The 17,588-nt window shown below is 63.8% G+C and carries 16 protein-coding genes, 3 tRNA genes and 1 pseudogene; 11 read left to right on the top strand and 9 right to left on the bottom strand.

Annotation, left to right across the window (positions count from 1 at the left end; translation table 11 throughout):
* Nucleotides 1-3: 3 nt before the first annotated feature.
* Genes pstB through TNMX_RS10230 form a run of 4 tightly spaced genes read left to right on the top strand, consistent with a single transcriptional unit; the run spans nt 4 to nt 3,758 of the window.
* Nucleotides 4-771 carry a phosphate ABC transporter ATP-binding protein PstB gene (gene pstB / locus TNMX_RS10245; protein ID WP_370687363.1) on the top strand — a complete coding sequence of 256 codons (768 nt, stop codon included), beginning with the start codon at nt 4-6 and terminating at the stop codon, nt 769-771.
* A gap of 10 nt (nt 772-781) precedes the next feature.
* The gene (locus tag TNMX_RS10240) at nt 782-1,954 is read left to right on the top strand and encodes an MFS transporter (protein WP_038031794.1); all 1,173 of its coding nucleotides are present in this window, start codon (nt 782-784) and stop codon (nt 1,952-1,954) included.
* Nucleotides 1,955-2,977 (top strand): DNA replication and repair protein RecF, encoded by a 1,023-nt coding sequence (gene recF / locus TNMX_RS10235; RefSeq protein WP_038031792.1) that lies wholly within the window; start codon nt 1,955-1,957, stop codon nt 2,975-2,977.
* Nucleotides 2,978-2,996: 19 nt separating this feature from the next.
* Nucleotides 2,997-3,758 carry a DUF721 domain-containing protein gene (locus TNMX_RS10230; protein ID WP_038031790.1) on the top strand — a complete coding sequence of 254 codons (762 nt, stop codon included), beginning with the start codon at nt 2,997-2,999 and terminating at the stop codon, nt 3,756-3,758.
* Between the two features lie 70 nt (nt 3,759-3,828).
* Here TNMX_RS10230 and TNMX_RS10225 read toward each other — a convergent pair.
* The 3 genes from TNMX_RS10225 to TNMX_RS10215 form a co-directional block, all read right to left on the bottom strand.
* Nucleotides 3,829-3,905, bottom strand: a tRNA-Val gene (locus tag TNMX_RS10225).
* A 1-nt stretch (nt 3,906) separates the two neighbouring features.
* Nucleotides 3,907-3,981, bottom strand: a tRNA-Glu gene (locus TNMX_RS10220).
* 6 nt (nt 3,982-3,987) lie between these two features.
* Nucleotides 3,988-4,063 (bottom strand) — tRNA-Lys (locus TNMX_RS10215).
* 124 nt (nt 4,064-4,187) lie between these two features.
* On the opposite strand from TNMX_RS10215, the gene TNMX_RS10210 reads away from it, so the two are divergent.
* The 7 genes and pseudogenes from TNMX_RS10210 to TNMX_RS12895 all read left to right on the top strand — a co-directional run bounded on the left by TNMX_RS10210 (nt 4,188) and on the right by TNMX_RS12895 (nt 8,500).
* A complete protein-coding gene (locus tag TNMX_RS10210; RefSeq protein ID WP_015716041.1) occupies nt 4,188-4,982 on the top strand; it encodes a cytochrome c oxidase subunit II in 795 nt (264 codons plus the stop codon).
* Nucleotides 4,983-4,991: 9 nt separating this feature from the next.
* Nucleotides 4,992-5,213, top strand: a pseudogene (locus tag TNMX_RS13625) (cytochrome c oxidase subunit I); the annotation flags it as partial.
* 76 nt (nt 5,214-5,289) lie between these two features.
* Nucleotides 5,290-6,753, top strand: coding sequence for a cbb3-type cytochrome c oxidase subunit I (locus TNMX_RS10205; RefSeq protein WP_253269395.1), 1,464 nt, complete (start codon nt 5,290-5,292; stop codon nt 6,751-6,753).
* Entirely contained in the window at nt 6,728-7,315 is a 588-nt protein-coding gene (locus TNMX_RS12900) for a cytochrome c oxidase subunit 3 (RefSeq protein WP_015716039.1), read from the top strand. The genes TNMX_RS10205 and TNMX_RS12900 overlap by 26 nt, the downstream gene beginning before the upstream one ends.
* Nucleotides 7,316-7,327: 12 nt before the next feature.
* On the top strand, nt 7,328-8,002 hold the full coding sequence (locus TNMX_RS10195) for a cytochrome c oxidase subunit 3 (protein ID WP_015716038.1): 675 nt from the start codon (nt 7,328-7,330) through the stop codon (nt 8,000-8,002).
* Nucleotides 8,003-8,010: 8 nt separating this feature from the next.
* The gene (locus TNMX_RS10190; RefSeq protein WP_015716037.1) at nt 8,011-8,349 is read left to right on the top strand and encodes a cytochrome C oxidase subunit IV family protein; all 339 of its coding nucleotides are present in this window, start codon (nt 8,011-8,013) and stop codon (nt 8,347-8,349) included.
* The gene (locus tag TNMX_RS12895; protein ID WP_156919450.1) at nt 8,336-8,500 is read left to right on the top strand and encodes a hypothetical protein; all 165 of its coding nucleotides are present in this window, start codon (nt 8,336-8,338) and stop codon (nt 8,498-8,500) included. Before TNMX_RS10190 ends, TNMX_RS12895 begins: the two co-directional genes overlap by 14 nt.
* Before the next feature lie 9 nt (nt 8,501-8,509).
* Here TNMX_RS12895 and TNMX_RS10185 read toward each other — a convergent pair whose 3' ends face one another.
* The 6 genes from TNMX_RS10185 to pgi all read right to left on the bottom strand — a co-directional run bounded on the left by TNMX_RS10185 (nt 8,510) and on the right by pgi (nt 17,584).
* A complete protein-coding gene (locus TNMX_RS10185) occupies nt 8,510-9,211 on the bottom strand; it encodes a hypothetical protein (protein ID WP_038031788.1) in 702 nt (233 codons plus the stop codon).
* Nucleotides 9,212-9,269: 58 nt separating this feature from the next.
* On the bottom strand, nt 9,270-11,645 hold the full coding sequence (ctaD, locus tag TNMX_RS10180; RefSeq protein ID WP_038031786.1) for a cytochrome c oxidase subunit I: 2,376 nt from the start codon (nt 11,643-11,645) through the stop codon (nt 9,270-9,272).
* Nucleotides 11,646-11,659: 14 nt separating this feature from the next.
* Complete coding sequence (gene coxB, locus TNMX_RS10175; RefSeq protein WP_038031784.1) at nt 11,660-12,673, bottom strand: cytochrome c oxidase subunit II; 1,014 nt, start codon at nt 12,671-12,673, stop codon at nt 11,660-11,662.
* A gap of 12 nt (nt 12,674-12,685) precedes the next feature.
* Nucleotides 12,686-14,509 (bottom strand): heme o synthase, encoded by a 1,824-nt coding sequence (locus TNMX_RS10170; protein ID WP_038031782.1) that lies wholly within the window; start codon nt 14,507-14,509, stop codon nt 12,686-12,688.
* A 167-nt stretch (nt 14,510-14,676) separates the two neighbouring features.
* Complete coding sequence (pckA, locus tag TNMX_RS10165; protein WP_038031780.1) at nt 14,677-16,266, bottom strand: phosphoenolpyruvate carboxykinase (ATP); 1,590 nt, start codon at nt 16,264-16,266, stop codon at nt 14,677-14,679.
* Nucleotides 16,267-16,318: 52 nt separating this feature from the next.
* Nucleotides 16,319-17,584, bottom strand: a complete 1,266-nt coding sequence (gene pgi / locus TNMX_RS10160) for a glucose-6-phosphate isomerase (protein ID WP_015716030.1) — start codon at nt 17,582-17,584, stop codon at nt 16,319-16,321.
* Nucleotides 17,585-17,588: the final 4 nt, after the last annotated feature.

Here is a 17,588-nt window from a genome sequence, read left to right as displayed (position 1 = left end):
ACCGTGGGCACCCACATGGAATCCAAAGGGCTAGTGGTCCGCTACGGAAACCGGGTGGGCGTGGGGGTCGGGGGCGGGGTAAACCTCCCCATCTACCGCCACCGGATCACCGCCCTCATCGGGCCCTCCGGATGCGGCAAGACCACATTCCTAAGGGCCCTAAACCGCATGCACGACCTCACCCCCATCGCCCGGGTGGAAGGGGAGGTCCTCCTGGACGGGGAAAACATCTACGCCCCCGGGGTGGACCCGGTTCTGGTGCGGAGGCGGGTGGGGATGGTCTTCCAAAAACCCACAGCCTTCCCCACCATGTCCATCTACGACAACGTGGCGGCGGGTCTTAAGCTGGTGGGCATAAGGGACAAGCGCCGCCTGGACGAGGCGGTGGAAAGGGCCCTGCGGGGCGCTGCCCTGTGGGACGAGGTCAAGGATCGCCTGCGCACCCCGGCGAGCGGCCTTTCCGGAGGACAGCAACAACGCCTCACCATCGCCCGGGCCCTGGCGGTGGAGCCGGAGGTCCTGCTTATGGACGAGCCCACCGCCAGCCTGGATCCCATCTCCACCCAGGCCATAGAGGACCTCCTCCTCTCCCTGAAGGAGCAGGTGACCATCGTCATCGTGACCCACAACATGCAACAGGCCGCCCGGGTTTCCGACTACACTGCCTTCTTCCTCAACGGGGAGATGGTGGAGTTCGGCCCCACCGAGTCCATCTTCACCAAACCCAAGGACCCCCGCACCGAGGCCTACATCACCGGCCGCTTCGGATAAACTCTAGGGCATGTCCCCTGTAGGCCTCCTCTTCCTGACCCTTTTCAACAGCATCCTGGGGCTTTCCATCCTCTTCCCCATCCTGGGGCCTTTGGGCCGGGAGCTGGGGCTCACCGAGGTCCAGGTGGGTCTTTTCTCCACCGGCTACGCCCTCATGCAGTTCCTCCTTTCCCCCGTCTGGGGGAGGCTGAGCGAGAAGGGCAGGAAGCCCATCCTCCTCCTGGGCATCCTGGGCTTTGCCGTGAGTTTCCTCCTCTTTGGCCTCTTTGCCCTTTTGGGCCAAAGGGGGCTGGTCTCCGCGAGCCTCCTCTTCCCTCTCCTCCTCCTGGCCCGGCTTCTTGGCGGGGCCTTCAGCTCCGCCACCCTACCCACCGCCCAGGCCTACGTGGCCGATATCACCGGGCGGGAAAACCGCACCGCGGGCATGGCCCTCTTGGGGGCAGCCTTCGGCCTGGCGGTCATCCTGGGGCCCGCCTTGGGGGCGGGGCTTGCCGCATGGTTTGGCCTCCTGGCCCCGGTGTTCTTCTCCTCCGGCATCGCCTTCCTCAACGCCCTCTTCGTGGCCCTGGTCCTGCCGGAATCCAGGCCCCAGGGATCGCAGGAGGTGGGGCACCTTTCCCCCTGGGATGGAAGGGTCTTCCCCCTTCTCCTCCTGGGGTTTTCCCTGAACCTTTCCGGGGTGGCCCTCGAGCAGACCATCGCCTTCTACTTCCAAGACCGCCTCGGGCTTTCGGGGGTGGAAACCGCCAGGAGCGTGGGGCTTGCCCTGGTGCTTTACGGCTTTGTGGCGGTCTTCATCCAGGGTTTCCTGGTGCGGCGCTTCTCCTGGCCGCCTAGGACCCTCCTCCTCCTTGGGCTACCCGTGGGCATCCTGGGCTTTCTCCTTTTGGTGGTGGCCCATGGCTTTCCCCTTTTGGCCCTGGGCCTAGCCCTGCAGGGGGCGGGGGCGGCCATGGCGGGGCCGGGGGTCACCGCCGCCCTCTCCCTGGCCGTGGGGGAAGGGGAACAAGGCCTGGTGGCAGGCTTGAACGCCTCCGCCCAGGCCCTGGGCCGGATGCTCGGGCCTGTTCTGGGTACAGGCCTCTACCGCCTTTCCCCTGAGGCCCCCTACCTCCTGGGGGCTATCCTCCTCCTCGTGGCCCTCCTGGCCCTTCCCTTCCTCTTTCGCCGGGCAAGGATCTAGATGCGGCTCCTCGTCTTCCGCCAGCGGAACTTCCGCAACCTGGCCCTCTCGGCCTTCCAGCCCCCTCAGGGCCTTTTCGCCCTGGTGGGAGGGAACGCCCAGGGGAAGACCAGCCTCCTCCTCGGCATCCACCTGGCCCTTGGAGGCGAGGTCCGGGCTTCCTTGGCCGACCTGATCCGTTTCGGAGAGGAGGAAGCCTGGCTGCAGGCGGAGGTGGAAACCGAGCTGGGTCTATACCGGATCGAGCAACGGCTGAGGCCGGAGGGAAGGGAGATCGTGCTGAACGAGAAGGCGGTGAGCCTAAGGGCTCTTCACGAGCTTCCGGGCTCGGTCCTGGTCCTGCCTGAGGACGTGGAGGTGGTGCTGGGAAGCCGGGAGGAGAGGCGGGCCTTTCTGGATCGCCTGATCGGGCGCTTCTCCCGCCGGTACGCCGCCCTTCTTTCCGCCTACGAAAAGGCCCTGCGCCAGCGAAACGTCCTTTTGAAGGCCGGGGGGAACGGGCTTTCCGTATGGGATCAGGAGCTGGCCCGCTACGGCACGGAGATCATGGCCTTTAGAAGGCGCTTCTTAAAGCGGTTCTTGCCCATATTCCAATCCGTCCACCGGAGCCTGGCCCCGGGGGAGGTGAGGCTTCTTCTGGAGGAAACCGCCCCGGGGGATCTCCTCGAGGCCCTAAGGAACCGGAGGGAGGAGGAGCTGGCCCGGGGGCAGACCCTGGTGGGCCCCCACCGCGACGACCTGGTCTTCCTGCTCTCAGGACGGCCGGTCCACCGCTTTGGAAGCCGGGGGGAAGCCAAAGGGGTGGCCCTGGCCCTGCGCCTGGCCGAGCACCGCCTGCTTTCCGAGCACCATGGGGAAGCCCCCCTTCTCCTGGTGGACGAGTGGAGCGAGGAGCTGGACGAGGGCAAACGGCAGGCGGTTCTGGCCTATACCCGCACCCTACCCCAGGCCATCCTGGCGGGGCTTTGGGCCCCCGAGGGGGTGCCGGTATGCTGGGTGGAAGGAGGGGTGGTCCTATGCTGACCCTCCCGGGAGGGTGGGCATGCCCTGGCGGCTTAAAGAGGTGATCCCCGAGGCCCTCAAGAAGGCCGGGGGGAAGGAAAAGCTGAAGCGGGGTCTGGTGCTGGCCGCCTGGCGGGAGGTGGTGGGCAGGGAGCTTGCCCAGCTCAGCGAGCCCCTGGCCCTCGAGGGGGGTGTCCTCACCGTGCGCGTGGCGGACCCCGTCACCGCCCACCAGCTCACCTATAGCCGCCTGGCCCTTTTGCGACGCTACGAGGAGCGGTTTCCAGGGGTGGTGAAGGAGATCCGCTTTGTGGTGGGGCCCCTGGAGAAGGAGCCAGAAGCCCCCAAAACCCCGGAAAACCCCGAGCGCCTCCTATGGGCAAGCCGCCGGGCCCTGGAGCTGGCGGAAAAAGCCCCCCTGGAGCTACGGGAAAAGGTAGCCCGGGCCGCCCTGGCCCTTTTGCAAAAGGATCGGGGCGAGCCCTGCCCCATCTGCGGAAGCCCCAGCCCCAAGCATCCCTGCCCCACCTGCCGCCGCCTTCTGGAAAGCCCCTGGGTGCGCAAGGAGGCGGAGCGCCTCAAGCGAGGCCGGCCCACGGGCCTCGAGGGGGAAGCCCTCCTGGTGGCTCGGCACGTGGCCAGACAATCCCTTCTCAGCGAGATGGAAGCCCTTTACCCCCAGGCCTTACGGGACGAAACCCTACGTCCTCTGCTCCGGGACCTGGCCCAGCGCTTTCGGACCCTCTTTCCCGGGGAAACCCTCCCCGAGGCGGTGCGGAGCCTCCTCGCCAAGGAAGCCTAAAGCCCTCAAACAAGCCCTCAAAGCATCTTCCCCCCTCGCTACCGAGGGGGGAAGTTTTGTGTTTCCATCGTGGTGGGCGGCAGAGGATTTGAACCTCTGACCTCTCGCTTGTAAGGCGAGCGCTCTGACCAGCTGAGCTAGCCGCCCGTGGTGACCCCAGGGGGAATCGAACCCCCGTTTCGGCCTTGAGAGGGCCGCGTCCTGACCGCTAGACGATGGGGCCCTGGCTTGGTGGGCCGTGCAGGATTCGAACCTGCGACCTACCGATTAAAAGTCGGTTGCTCTGCCAGCTGAGCTAACGGCCCAACAGCCTTAGTGATTATAGGGGAAGGATAAAGGCTTGTCCAGGTGAGGGGACCAAAGGGGTGGGACATTTGTCCCTTTCCCCTATGATAGACTTGGGTGTTAAGCTAAAGGAGGGAACCCCTTATGCAGCGGGCCTTTCTGGTTGTGGCCCTGGTAGCGATGGTGGCGGGCGCCGTTGGGCTTGCGCTCCTTCGGCCCTGGTGGTTTACGCCCCTGGCCTCCAACTGGGGTTCCATAGATCAGATCATCCTTCTTTCCCTTCTTCTTACCGGTTTGGCCTACGCTGGCGTCAACCTCTTTTTGGCCTACAGCATCCATCGCTACCACAAGGAGCCCGCAAAGTACCTCCCGGAGGAACCGAGGCTGGAGCGGAAGCTAATCTGGCTCACCACCCTGGGCATCGTGGTCCTTCTGGCCCCAGGACTTTACTTCTACAACCACCTGGTCCACCCCCCAAAGGAAACCTTCACGGTAGAAGTCCTTGCCCAGCAGTGGCTCTGGAGCTACCGTTATCCGGGACCGGACGGGAAGCTAGGAAGGACGTCCATCCAGAAAGCTTCTCCCGCCAATCCCTTTGGCTTGGACCTCGAGGATCCCCCCGCCCGGGACGACATCCTGGTCATCGGGGGTCCCTTGCGGCTCCCTTTGGGAGAACCCGTTCTACTCCTCCTCCGGGCCAACGACGTCATCCACAGCTTCTACGTTCCCGAGTTCCGGATCAAGATGGACGTGGTCCCGGGTATGGTAACCCGCATCTGGTTCACCCCCACCGCCCTCGGCCAGTTCCAGGTGGTCTGCGCCGAGTACTGCGGCATAGGCCATGCCCGCATGCTGGGCCAGGTCCTGGTGATGAAGCCTGAAGAGTTCCAGGCCTGGATTAAAGCCCAGCCCAGCGTGGCCCAGTCCCTGGGCCGGTAAGGAGGAGCCATGGAGTTTCCCGGTTACCATGACCACCGCATTGGCCCGGAGCCCCGAAGCTTCTGGAGCCGGTACGTCTTCAGCCAGGACCACAAGGTGATCGCCATCCAGTACACGCTCACCGCCCTTCTGGTGGGGGCCATCGGCATGGCCCTCTCCTGGGCCATGCGCCTCGAGCTGGCTTTCCCAGGTGTCCTGGATGCGGGAAGGTACTACCAGGCCATGACCCTCCACGGCATGATCATGGTCATCTATCTGCTCACCGCCCTGCTCCTGGGGGGGTTCGGGCAACTTCCTCATCCCCCTCATGCTGGGAGCGCGGGACATGGCCTACCCCTTTGTCAACATGCTGTCCTACTGGGTCTACCTGCTTTCCGTCCTGGTGCTTCTGGCCTCCTTCTTCGTGCCGGGAGGGCCCACCGGGGCAGGCTGGACCCTCTACCCACCCCAGGCCATCACCCGGGGCACCCCCGGGTACGACTGGGGGATCGTCCTCATGCTGGTCTCCCTCCTGCTCTTCATCGTGGCCGCCACCATGGGCGGGCTCAACTACGTGACCACCGTGCTCCAGCTCCGCACCAAGGGAATGACCCTGATGCGGATGCCCCTGGCGGTCTGGGGGATCTTTATCGCCTCCATCATGGCCCTCCTCGCCTTCCCTGCCCTCTTCGTGGGCGGGGTCATGCTGCTTTTGGACCGCACCCTGCACACCAGCTTCTTCATGCCCGCGGTGCTGCAGTTTGGCCAACGCCTGCCCTACGAGGGAGGAAGCCCCCTTCTTTGGCAACACCTCTTCTGGTACTTTGGCCATCCCGAGGTCTACATCGTCATCCTCCCCGCCATGGGGCTTATCTCCGAGCTGGTTTCGGTACACGCCCGCAAGCCCATCTTTGGCTACGGAATGATGGTCTTCTCCCTGGTGGCCATCGCCGCCATCTCCTTCGTGGTCTGGGCCCACCACATGTACACCAGCGGCATGAACCCCTATTTTGGCTTCTTCTTTGCCACCACCACCCTGATCGTGGCCATTCCCTCGGCCATCAAAACCTACAACTGGCTTCTCACCCTGTGGCGGGGAAAGATCCAGCTCACCGTGCCCATGCTCTTCGCCATCGCCTTCCTCAACACCTTCGTGGTGGGAGGGCTTACGGGGCTCTTCCTGGGCAACGTCATCGTGGACTTCCCCCTTCAGGACACCTACTTCGTGGTGGCCCATTTCCACATGGTCATGGGCGTGGCCGCCATCGTGGCCATCTTCGGGGGCATCTACCACTGGTACCCCAAGGCCACGGGTCGGATGCTCAACGAGACCCTGGGGAGAATCCACTTCTGGGCCACCTTCGTGGGCACCTACCTGATCTTCTTCCCCATGCACTTCCTGGGCCTTCTGGGGGTACCGAGGCGGTACAACACCTTTGAAGGGCTTTCCTTCCTGCCCCCCTCCGTGCGCCCCTTGAACGAGTTCATCACCGTGGTGGCTCTCCTGGTGGGCCTAGCCCAGCTCCTTTTCGGCTTCAACCTGGTCTACTCCTACTTCCGCGGGAAGAAGGCCCCAGACAACCCCTGGCGGGCGACCACCTTGGAGTGGCAGGCCCCCACACCCCCACCCCACGGCAACTGGGGGCACGAGCCCCCTCCCGTGGTGTACCGCTGGGCCTACGAGTACAGCCCCCCAGGGGCTAAAGAGGACTTTATCCCGCAAAACGCTCCCCCGGTGGTGGCGGGAGGCAGTGGAGGGGAAGATCATGCCCAAGGTGGAGGAAAGGCCTAAGCTTCCTCCAAAAGGGCCCCCGGGCCGAGAGCTCGGCGGAGGAGAGGGGCCAGAAGACGCCTTTTCCCTTCCCCCAGGGCAGGTGGGCCTTCTCGTCCCGCTCGCCGCCATCACCAGCCTCTTTGCCGCTTTGGTGAGCGCCTACCTGGTGCGCATGGGCCTTCCCGACTGGCAGGCCCTGCCCAAGCCTCCCCTTCTCTGGCTCAACACCCTTGTGCTCCTTCTGGCCAGCCTGGCCCTGGAACGAGCGGCCCGCCTCGAGGCCTGGCCCCAGGCAAGACCCTGGGCCCTGGGCGGCGGGCTTTTGGGAACGGGCTTCATCCTGGGCCAGCTCCTGGCCTGGCGGCTCCTTCTGAGCCTGGGCTATGCCCCAGCGGGCAATCCCGCCAGCGCCTTCTTCTACCTGATCACCGCCCTCCACGGCCTGCACCTCCTGGGGGGAGGGCTGGCCCTGGCCTGGGTCTTTGTCCGGGAAGGGAAGGGCCTTCGGCCTTGCGCATGGTACTGGCACTACCTCTTGGGCGTCTGGCTGGTGCTTTACGCCCTGTTTCTCTGGACCTAAGGAGGGGGGAGTATGGAGGAGAAAACCCTACGCCTGCCGCACTTCCTAAGGGCGCTGGCCGGGGACTGGGGAAGCGACCTTTCCGCCTTCAAGGTGGTCTGGGCCAAGGCCATGATGTGGATTTTCCTCCTCTCCGACACCTTCATCTTCGGCTGCTTCCTCACGGGCTATGCAGCCGCCCGCCTCTCCGCCACCCTGCCCTGGCCCGACCCTGGCAAGGTCTTCGCCCTCCACATCGGCGAGCGCGAGATTCCCCTCCTTCTCATCGCCATCATGACCGTGATCCTGATCAGCTCCAGCGGCACCATGGCCATCGCCGTGTACCACGCCTATAACCGCAACAAGCCCCGCACTGCCCTTTTCCTAGCCCTGACCGCCCTTTTGGGCCTCAGCTTCGTGAGCATGCAGGCCTACGAGTGGACCCACCTCATCCGGGATCTGGGCTTCCGCCCCTGGGGCAATCCCATGGGGGCTCCCCAGTTTGGCTCCTCCTTCTTCATGCTCACCGGCTTCCACGGCCTCCACGTCACCGCCGGGGTTATCTACCTCACGGCCGTGGCCATAAGGGTCCTGAAAGGGGTTTACGACCGGGCGGGAAGCTACGTGGGGGTGGAGGTGGCGGGGCTTTACTGGCACTTCGTGGATTTGGTCTGGGTTTTCATCTTTGCCTTCTTTTACCTGTTCTAGGAGGCAGCATGAACCACGGCACGGAGATCCATCGGGGGGAACAGCACCAGCCCATCGGCACCTATCTAGTGGTCTGGGGACTCCTCTTTCTCCTCAGCACCCTGTCCTACCTCCTGGACTACTTCAAGGTGGAACCTCTGGGTTTACGGCGCTTCCTCATCACCGCCTTTGCCCTCCTCAAAGCGGGGCTTATCGTGGCCTACTTCATGCACCTGCGCTTTGAGCGGGTGGGCCTGGTCTACGCCATCCTTTTGCCTCCCCTTCTCCTCCTGGCCCTGGTGTCCATTTTGCTCCCCGAGGGGCAGTATGTGGCGACGGTGCGGCATTTCTTCTTTGGTGGCCCTTAGCCTGGCCCTGGCCCACCACACCGAAACCCGCCCCAGCGACCTGGGGCCAAGCTGGTGGGGGATTTTGGTGATGGCCCCGGTTCCCTTCCTCCTGGTGGGGGGTGTGGCCTGGCACCTCTGGCGCCGGCGCTCGAGGCCCAGGAAGCCTTGAGCCCAAAGACTACCTCAAGCCCCTGAGCCGCTCCAGGAAGGCCAGCCCAAAAGCCTCCTCCCGCACCCTGCGCCTTAGGCCCTCGAGGTCGAATGGCCTCCGCGCCACCGCCTCCAGGGCCACCTTGGGCAGGGGAGCCGCCTCCAAGAAGGCGAAAAAGGCCTCGTCGGCCCAAGGGGGGACCCAGGCCCCGCTGCGGCAGAGGAACACCCGCTGGAAGATACCTTCCACCGGCCCCCCAGGATCCTTGACCCTCTCCACAGGAACCACAGGCGCGGGCTCCAGGGAAGGATCGCGCCAGGAAGGGTAGAAAACCCTAAGCCTGGCCCCTTGGCGGGCGTAATAGACCATCCAGTCGTCGCAGGCGGGTTCCTCGCCCAAAGGGCGGTAGCCCGCATCGTGATGGGCATCAAAGAGCACCACCTCCCGCACTCCCTGGCGCACCTCTGGATGGAAGGCCAAGGCGTTGGAATCCGCATAGTAAAGGCGGGCCTCCGGGGCGAAGGCAAAGCGCTCCCAGAATCCCTCCCATCCCCGGGCCTGGGGCAGGGGAAGCCCCCTTAGGAGGAAGGCCAAAGCCCGTTCCTCCCAAACCTCCCCCAGGTAGTAAGGGGTTTCAAAGTGGGCCCAGGCGTAAAGGGGGGCCATAGGGTCCTCAGGGTCTTGGGGCACGGGGAAAAAGTAATCAAAATCCACTACCAAAAGGCGCATCCCTTCCCATAGATAGCAAAGCCCCCGCCTCCTGGGCGGGGGCCAAGATCCAAAGGGATCACCAGACGTAGAAGATGGTCACGATCACCAGCCAGACCGCATCCACCAGGTGCCAGTACATGCTGGCCGCCTCGAGGGTGCCGTGGTGGTGCTGGGTAACCTTGCCCCTAAGGGCCTGGAGGTAGGCCAGGATGAGGCCAAAGCCCCCGATGACCACGTGCAGGCCGTGGAGGCCCACGATGGTGAAGAAGGTGGCGGTCCAGAGGTTTTCCTGCCAGCTGGAGTGATGGTGGAACTCGTAGAACTCGTAGGACTGGACCAGGAAGAAGAGGACGCCCAGGATGATGGTGACCAAAAGGCCAAAGCGGAAGGGGCTGAAGCGGCCACGCCTCAGGTCGTGGTGGGCGAAGTGGACGGTGAAGGAGGAGCTCACCAGGAAGAAGGTGTTGAGGAGGGCAAGCCAAAGGGCAGGCCGTTCCTCCGGGGGTACCGCCGCCCCGGTAAGGCGCAGGTAGAGGTAGCCGGCGATGAGGATGGCGAAGAGGCCCACTTCCGAAACCATGAACCAGGCCATCCCCATCCAGGCGTTGGACTTACCCGAAAGGGTGTGGTGCTCCACCGGGTGGCTGTACTCGTCCTCGAGGGCCCACCTGATCAGGCCGTAGACGAAGAGGGCCAGGAAGACCCACATCCACACGTTGGGCACAGGCAGGGCCGCCACGGAAACAAAGAAGGCGAAGAGGGTAGCGGCGGAGTAAAAGGGCCAGAAGGAGCTATTGGGCAGGTGGATGTGGCTGGGGTCTTCGGGCTTCAGCTCCACCCCCTTCTTGGCCCAGTCGTAGAGAGGCCGCTCAGAGGGGAAGTCCTTGGGCAGGGCCACGTCAAAGTTATGGGCCTTGGGCGGGGAGCTGGTGAGCCACTCCAGGGTGTAGCCACCCCAGGGGTTATCCGGAGCCTTCTCCCCGGAGCGCAGGCTCTTCCACATAACGTAGATCCAGACCAGACCCCCGAGGCCCAGGATGAAGGCCCCAATGGTGGAGATCAGGTTAAGCTCCGGCCAGCCGGCGATGTCCGCATTGTAGGTGTAGTACCGGCGGGGCATCCCCAGGAAGCCCAGGGCGTACTGGGGTAGGAAGACCGTCAGGTAGCCCACCAGGAAGAGCCAGAAGTGGAGCCGCCCCAGGCGCTCGTCGTACATGCGGCCCGTCATCTTGGGCCACCAGTAGTAAAGCCCGGCGAAGGCCCCGAAGCCCGACCCCGCCATCAAGACGTTGTGGAAGTGGGCCACCACGAAGTAGGAGTCGTGGAAGTGGTAGTCCAAAGGGGTCATGGAGAGCATGACCCCGGTGATGCCACCCAGGAGGAAGTTGAAGATGAAGCCCAGCACCCAAAGGAGGGGAGTCTTCATCTGCAGGTGCCCAGCCCAAAGGGTACCGATCAAGTTGAAAAGCTTCACCCCGGTGGGCACGGCGATGAGGGCGGTAAAGAAGGCGAAGGCGATCTGGAAGATGGTGGACTCCCCCACGGTGAACATGTGGTGGGCCCAGACCATGGTCCCCAGCACCACGATGCCCATCTGGGCCCAGACCATCTGCTTGTAGCCGAAAAGGGGCTTGCGGGCAAAGGTGGAGGCCACCTCCGCCAGGATGCCCAGATAGGGCAGAAGCATCACGTACACCGTGGGGTGGGAGTAGAACCAGAAGAACTGCTGGAACAGGACCGGATCCCCACCAACATCAGGATTGAACCAGGAAAGCCCGATCTTCCGCTCCAAAAGCACCAAGAGGGTAGCCGAGGTCAGGCCCGCCAAGCTGAAAAGGTTGAGAACGCTGGCGGCAAAGACGCTCCACACGTACATGGGCATCTTCCACATGCTCATCCCTTGGGCCCTGAGGTTGTAGATGGTGGCGATGAAGTTGGCGTTGCCCAAGAGGCTGGAAAAGCCCAGGAGCAGGATGGCGGCCATGTAGAAGTCCACCCCGCTACCCGACTGCACGGAGAAGGGGTAGTAGAAGGTCCAGCCCACGCTGGGAGCTCCACCGGGGAAGAGGTAGCTCATCAGGGCCAGGATGATGGCTCCCAGAAAAGCCCAGTAGCTGAAGGCGTTCACCCGGGGCAGGGCCACATCCCTGGCCCCTAGCATCAGGGGCACCACGAAGTTCCCAAAGCCGGTGAGCCCGGCCTGGATGATGAAGAAGAAGAGCATGGTGGCCCCGTGCAGGGTGAGAATCTGGTTGTACTGCTCCCCCGTAAGGAGGTTGTTGTTGGGCACCGCCAGCTGCGCCCGGATTAGGAGGGAAAATACCCCGGCCAAAGCGAAGGCGAAGAAGGCGGTGGCCGTGTACAAGAGCCCGATCTTCTTATGGTCTACCGTGGTCAGGAGATCCCAAAGGATCGCCCAGAAACCGGCTTTTGGCTTGGTTGCGATGGCCATCTGCCCGTACCTCCTTAGAACTTAGGCAACGCCTTGAAGTCAAAACCCTCCACCTTAAGCCCATCCAGGTAGCGGACCAAAGCGTTCAGGTCCTCCTCGGAAAGCTGGGGGAAGCCCGGCATCTTGACCCCAGGCTTCATGGCCGCAGGATCTCTGATCCAGGCCTTCATATTCTCGGGGGTGTAGTCCACGATGCCCGCCGCCAGGCTGACCCGGTTTCCGGTGAAGGCCAACTCCGGCCCGATGACCGCAGGAGGCATCTTGGCCTGTACCGAGTGGCAGGCCATGCAGTTCTGCTGGAAAACCTGTTGCCCCTGGGCATCGGCCACAGGAGGCGTGTAGTTCTTGGCCGCGGCCACAAACCGATCAAACTCTTCTTTGGGCACCACGATGGCCCGGAAGAGCATGCGGGAGTGGCTGGGACCGCAGAGCTCGGCACAGAAGCCGTAGTAGTTGCCCGGTTTTTCCGGTGTAAAGGAGAGAAGGGTCTTTTGTCCCGGAATGGCGTCCCTTTTTCCTGCAAGGCCCGGCACCCAGAAGGAGTGGATCACGTCCTTGGAGGTGACCTCCAGCACCACCGGCACCCCTGCGGGCAGGATGAGCTCGTTGGAGGTGCGGAAGCCCAGCTCAGGATAGTTAAAGTCCCACCAGAACTGGTAGCCCGTCACCTCCACCTTCAAGGCTCCGGCAGGAAGCTGGTTGACTTGGATAAGGCTCCGGGCCGTCAGGCCGAAAAGAACGAAGACGATCAGGATGGGGATCACCGTCCAGACCACTTCCAACCGGTCATTGCCGTGGAACTGGGCTGGCTCCCCTTCCTGACCGGGTTTGGCCCGGAACTTCCAGGTGATGTAGGCCAGAGCCCCAGCCACCACCCCAAAGATCAAAACGGAGAAGACCAAGACCCAGATGAGGAGGAAGTTGGTCTCCCGGTTGAAGGGGGAGACGGGGTGGGTAATGGCCACCCGGTGGCCCTCCTGGGCCAGGGCCAAACCTATAAGACTGAGCGCCGCTACAACTCTTCTCATCCGCTTCCCTCCCTAAAGCACCCGATCCACCGCCATGGCCACGAACAAGAGGGCCAGGTAAAGCATGGAGTATTTATACAGCGAAACCGCCGTCCTCCGCTCGGGCTGGCGGTAGAGGGCAAGGCTCTTAAGGATAAGCAAAGCATTAAGGGCGAGGCTCAAGAAGAAGTAAACCAGGCCGAGTTCCCCCAAAAGGAGGGGCATGAGGGAAATCAAGGCAGTGAGCACGGCATAAAGGGCGATCTGCATCACCGTCACCCTTTCCCCCAACACCACGGGCAGCATGGGCACCCCCACGGCCCGGTAGTCGTCCTGGATCATGAGGGCCAAGGCCCAGAAGTGCACCGGGGTCCAGAAGAAGATGAGGGCAAAGAGGTACCAGGCGAAGAGGCTTAGCTCGCCCGTCACCGCCGCCCAGCCCACCAGGGGGGGAAAGGCTCCCGCCGCCCCACCGATGACGATGTTCTGCCAGGTGCGCCGCTTCAGGTAGAGGGTGTAGACCAGCACGTACCAGATAAGGCCCATGAGGGCCAGGGTGGCGGAAAGGAGGTTCGCCCCCCACCAGAGGAGAAGGAAGGCAGAAAGGGCAAGGCCAAAGGCGAAGAGAAGGGCATCCCGGCTGGAAATGCGCTGGGTCACGGTGGGACGCTTGGCGGTGCGGCGCATGCGGGCGTCGATGTCCCGGTCCACCACCATGTTGATGGCGTTAGCCGCTCCCGCCATCATGTAGCCTCCCAGGGCCACCACCAGGAAGAGGCCTGTGCCAGGCCAGCCCTTGGCGGCGATGAGCATGGCCAAAAGGGTGGTGAAGAGAAGGAGGCTGATCACCCGGGGTTTGGTGAGGGCCAGGTAGTCCTTCCAGGTGGCTCCCCCAGTGCCCCGGTGCACCTGCCCCGCCTCCGTACCCTCCCCCAGCTCCACCCGCCTAGCCCCCTGGACCAACGCCGCCGCCGAAAGCAGGATGAAAAGAAGCCACACGGCGTAGGCCAAAAGAAGGTGCAGGATCTGCATCCAGACCGGGGCCTTGAGCCACACGTTCACCAGGCCCACGAGAAGCTGCACTCCATAGAGGTACGCGAGGGCATGGGCGAAGCGGCGGGTATGGGAGGAAGGCCGCAGATGGGCCACCAGGTAGCCAGCAAAAACCACATAAAGCCCCACGCTCACGGCGATGAGGGGGTGAAGCACCCTGAGGCGCACCAGGAAGTGCTCGCCTGGGGTCAGGGAGCGCTCCAGGGCCTCGAGGGTGTTCCGGACGGGGAAAAGAAGGTCGCCCAAAGCGGTCACCGCCCCGCTCATCCCCAGGAAGAGCAAGGCGATAAGCCCCAGAAGCAAGGCCGCCCCCACCGCACCCTGCCCCCTAAGGCGCAAGGGAGCACCCCCAGAGGCCCACCAGGCGGTGAGGACCAAGGCGGCGAGGAGAAAGTAGGTGTTGGCCAGGTGGACCATCTGGACCACGGCCCGGGCGGCGCTGGCGTTTTGGGCCGTCCAGCCAAAGAGGACCAGGGAGGCCCCCACCAGGCTCTCCGTGACCATGAAAAGGAGGGAAAGCCCAGCCCCAAAGCGCACAGGATGCCCCTTGGGAAAAGCGCGAAGGGCAGAGAGGAAGAAGAGGAAGACCAAGAGGAAGGCCAGGCCCGAGGTAGCCCGGTGGGTGAACTCGATGAAGGTCTCCACCTGTGGGCTTCTGGGGATGATCTCCCCGTTGCAGGTAGGCCAGTGGGCACCGCACCCTGCCCCCGACCCGGTGGCCCGCACGTAGGCACCCCAGAGGGCCACCAGGATGTTCCACACCAGGACGCCCCAGGCGTAACGGCTAAACCAAGCTTGGCTCATAACAGACCCGTCCCCCAGACGGTAGTGCTTTCCATTCTGCCAGAAGACCTTGTCCAGGGGTGAGGTACATTTGTCCCATCCATTACCTGCCACCTGGGAGACTAATACCCCCGGGCCCTACTTGGCAAGGGGCTGGGCAGAAGGCCCATCCCCACAAAGGATAAGGGCTACCCCACCTTTGGCCCTGCCCGGCGTATGGCTTCCTCCACCCCGTCCGCGTACTTCTGGAAGTTTTCCTGGAACAAGGTAGCTAGCTTCCTGGCCTGGCGATCGTAGGCCTCCTTGTCCTCCCAGGTTTCTCGCGGGTCCAAAAGCTCCTTAGGCACCCCGGGAACCTCCAGGGGGACCTCAAAGCCGAAGACGGGATCCTGGCGGTAGGGAACCCCCTCGAGGGCCCCGCTTAGCGCCGCCTGCAAAAGGGCCCGGGTCACGGGCAGGGGAAAACGCCGGCCCACCCCGTAAGGCCCCCCGGTCCAGCCGGTGTTCACCAGGTACACCCTGGGACCATGCTTCTTGATCTTCTCCCCCAGCATGCGGGCATAGACCCCGGGATGGAGGGGAAGAAAGGGCGCCCCGAAGCAGGCGGAGAAGGTGGCCTTGGGCTCGGTGACGCCCCTTTCCGTGCCCGCCACCCGGGCGGTGTAGCCGGAGAGGAAGTAGTACATGGCCTGCTCCGGAGAAAGGCGGGCGATGGGGGGCAGGACCCCGTAGGCGTCGGCGGAGAGGAAGAAGATGGCCCTGGGATGGCCCGCCATGCCCGAGTCCACCACATTTTCCAGGTGGGCAAGAGGGTAAGAGGCCCGGGTGTTCTCGGTCTTGGTGTCGTCATCCCACTCCACCCGACGGCTTTCCGGGTTGACCACCACGTTCTCCAGGATGGCCTCAAACTGGTTGGAGGCTTTATAGATGAGGGGTTCGTGCTCCGGGGAGAGGCGGATGACCTTGGCGTAGCATCCCCCTTCAAAGTTGAAGACTCCCTCCTCGCTCCAACCGTGCTCGTCGTCGCCGATCAAGGGCCTCTCCGGATCGGTGGAAAGGGTGGTCTTGCCCGTCCCGGAAAGACCAAAGAAGATGGCCACATCCCCCTCCTTCCCCACGTTGGCCGAGGCGTGCATGGGGAAAACCCCCCGCTTGGGCATGAGGTAGTTCATCACGGTGAAGATGCTCTTCTTGATCTCCCCGGCGTACTTGGTACCCACGATGAGGACGAGCTTTCTCTGGAAGCTGATGCCCACGAACACCTCGCTCCGGGTTCCATCCCGCTCGGGGTCGGCCAGGAAGTAAGGGGCGTGGATCACGGTGAAGCCGGGAGCGAAGGGCTCCACCTCGTCGCCCTCGGGGAACCGGCGCGGGAGGATGAACATGTTGCGGGCAAAAAGGGCGTGCCAGGGGCTTTCCGTCACCACCCGCACCGCCAGCCGGTAACGCTTATCCGCTCCCGCATACAGGTCCTGCACGTAGAGGTCGCGGTCAGAAAGGTAGGCGGCCACCCTTTCCAAAAGGGCCTGGAAGGCCTCCGGGGCGAAGGGCTGGTTCACCTCACCCCACCAGACCTCCTCCTCTACGCCCGGCTCCCGCACCACGAACTTGTCGCGGGGGCTTCTCCCGGTGTAGGGGGTGGTGTCCACCACCAAGGACCCTTTGTGGGCCAGAATCCCCTCGCCCCGGGCCAGGGTGTGCTCCACCAGGATGGGAGAAACCGTGTTCCAGAAAACCTGTTTCCTCGGTTTGATGCCCAAAGGCTCCAGTCGGTCCATAGAGACCCCCTAATGCCTAGGGCATCATACACTTATTTCCACGCTTCCAAGGTTAGGAGCCATACCCGGGACGCCCAAGAAGGGCAAAGGTCAAGCGCTTGCCCAGCTCCACCCCGGGCTGGTCAAAGGCGTTCACCCTCCAGAGCTCCCCCAGGAAGGCGGTTTGCCACATGAGGTGCTGCAAGAGCCAGCCCACGGCGTAAGGGGAAACCTCCGAGAGGTAGAGGGTATAGACCCTCTGTCCCGCTTCGGCCAAGGCCTGGTAGGTGGCCTCGGCCTCGGCCTTCAAGAGCTGGAACAAGCCCTTGCCGAAGAGGTAACCTGCCTCCCCCTCGAGGCCTTCCACCTGGGGCAGGAGGAGGTCCTCCGTGGCCCTTTCCGGCACCACCAGAACGATGAGCTTGTCCAGGGGGCCTTCCCGGAAGAGCTGCACCTGGGCGTGCTGGTCCTGGGGACCCAAAGCGGGCACGGCGGTGGTGCCCACCCGGTTGCCCTCCCCATCCCGCTTGCCCAAGGACTCGTCGTGGAGCTGGACAAACCAGGCGGGAAGGTATTTCAGCCTTTCCGAGTACACCATAAAGACCGTGATGGGCAGGTGGCGGTGGAGGTGCTGGAGGAAGGCGGTTTTCAGGGGGAGGTTTTCCTCCAACGGGGCCAGGGCCAGCTCGTTCGCCTTCCTTGCCCCCATGAGGAGGGCCTCCAGGTCCATCCCGGCAAAGGCCAAGGGAAGGAGCCCCACCGGGGAGAGCACGGAGAAGCGCCCTCCCACGTTTTCGGGAATGGAAAAGGCCTCGAGGCCCTCCTTTTCCGCCAAGGCCCTTAGCGCCCCCCGCCTGGGGTCGGTGGTGAGAACCAGATGCCGCCGCCACTCCTCCCCCAGGTTCTCCCGAAGCCAGTTCAGAAAAACCAGAAGAGCGGCCAGGGTTTCCGCGGTGGCCCCCGACTTGGAAACCGCGTTCACCAGGGTCTTCCGGGGGTCTAGGCCCCGAAGGAGCCGAAGCACGGGCTCCGGCTCCACGTGGTCCACATAGTGGAAGCGCACGCCGCTTTCGTTGAAGGCACTCTCCAGGGCCTTAGGCCCCAAGGCGCTTCCCCCGATGCCCAGAAGGACGAAGTCCTCCACCCAAGGGTTAGCCTCCCGGTAGCGGCGGATCCGCCTCAGGGTTTCCGTGTCCTCGGGGAGGTCCATCCAGCCCAGCATGCTTTGGAGATCCTTCCGCTTGGCCAAAAGAGCCTCCCGGGCTTGAAGAAGGAGGGGCCCGTGCTCCTTAAAAGCCTGGGGGAAATCCGGGAGGAAGCGGGTATCCAGGCGCAGCATACCC

It is taken from the genome of Thermus sp. NMX2.A1 (assembly GCF_000511705.1).
In the GTDB taxonomy this organism is placed as follows: domain Bacteria; phylum Deinococcota; class Deinococci; order Deinococcales; family Thermaceae; genus Thermus; species Thermus scotoductus.
The sequence above is the reverse complement of the archived record's forward strand: the minus strand, read 5'-3'. Positions and strand labels throughout refer to the sequence as shown.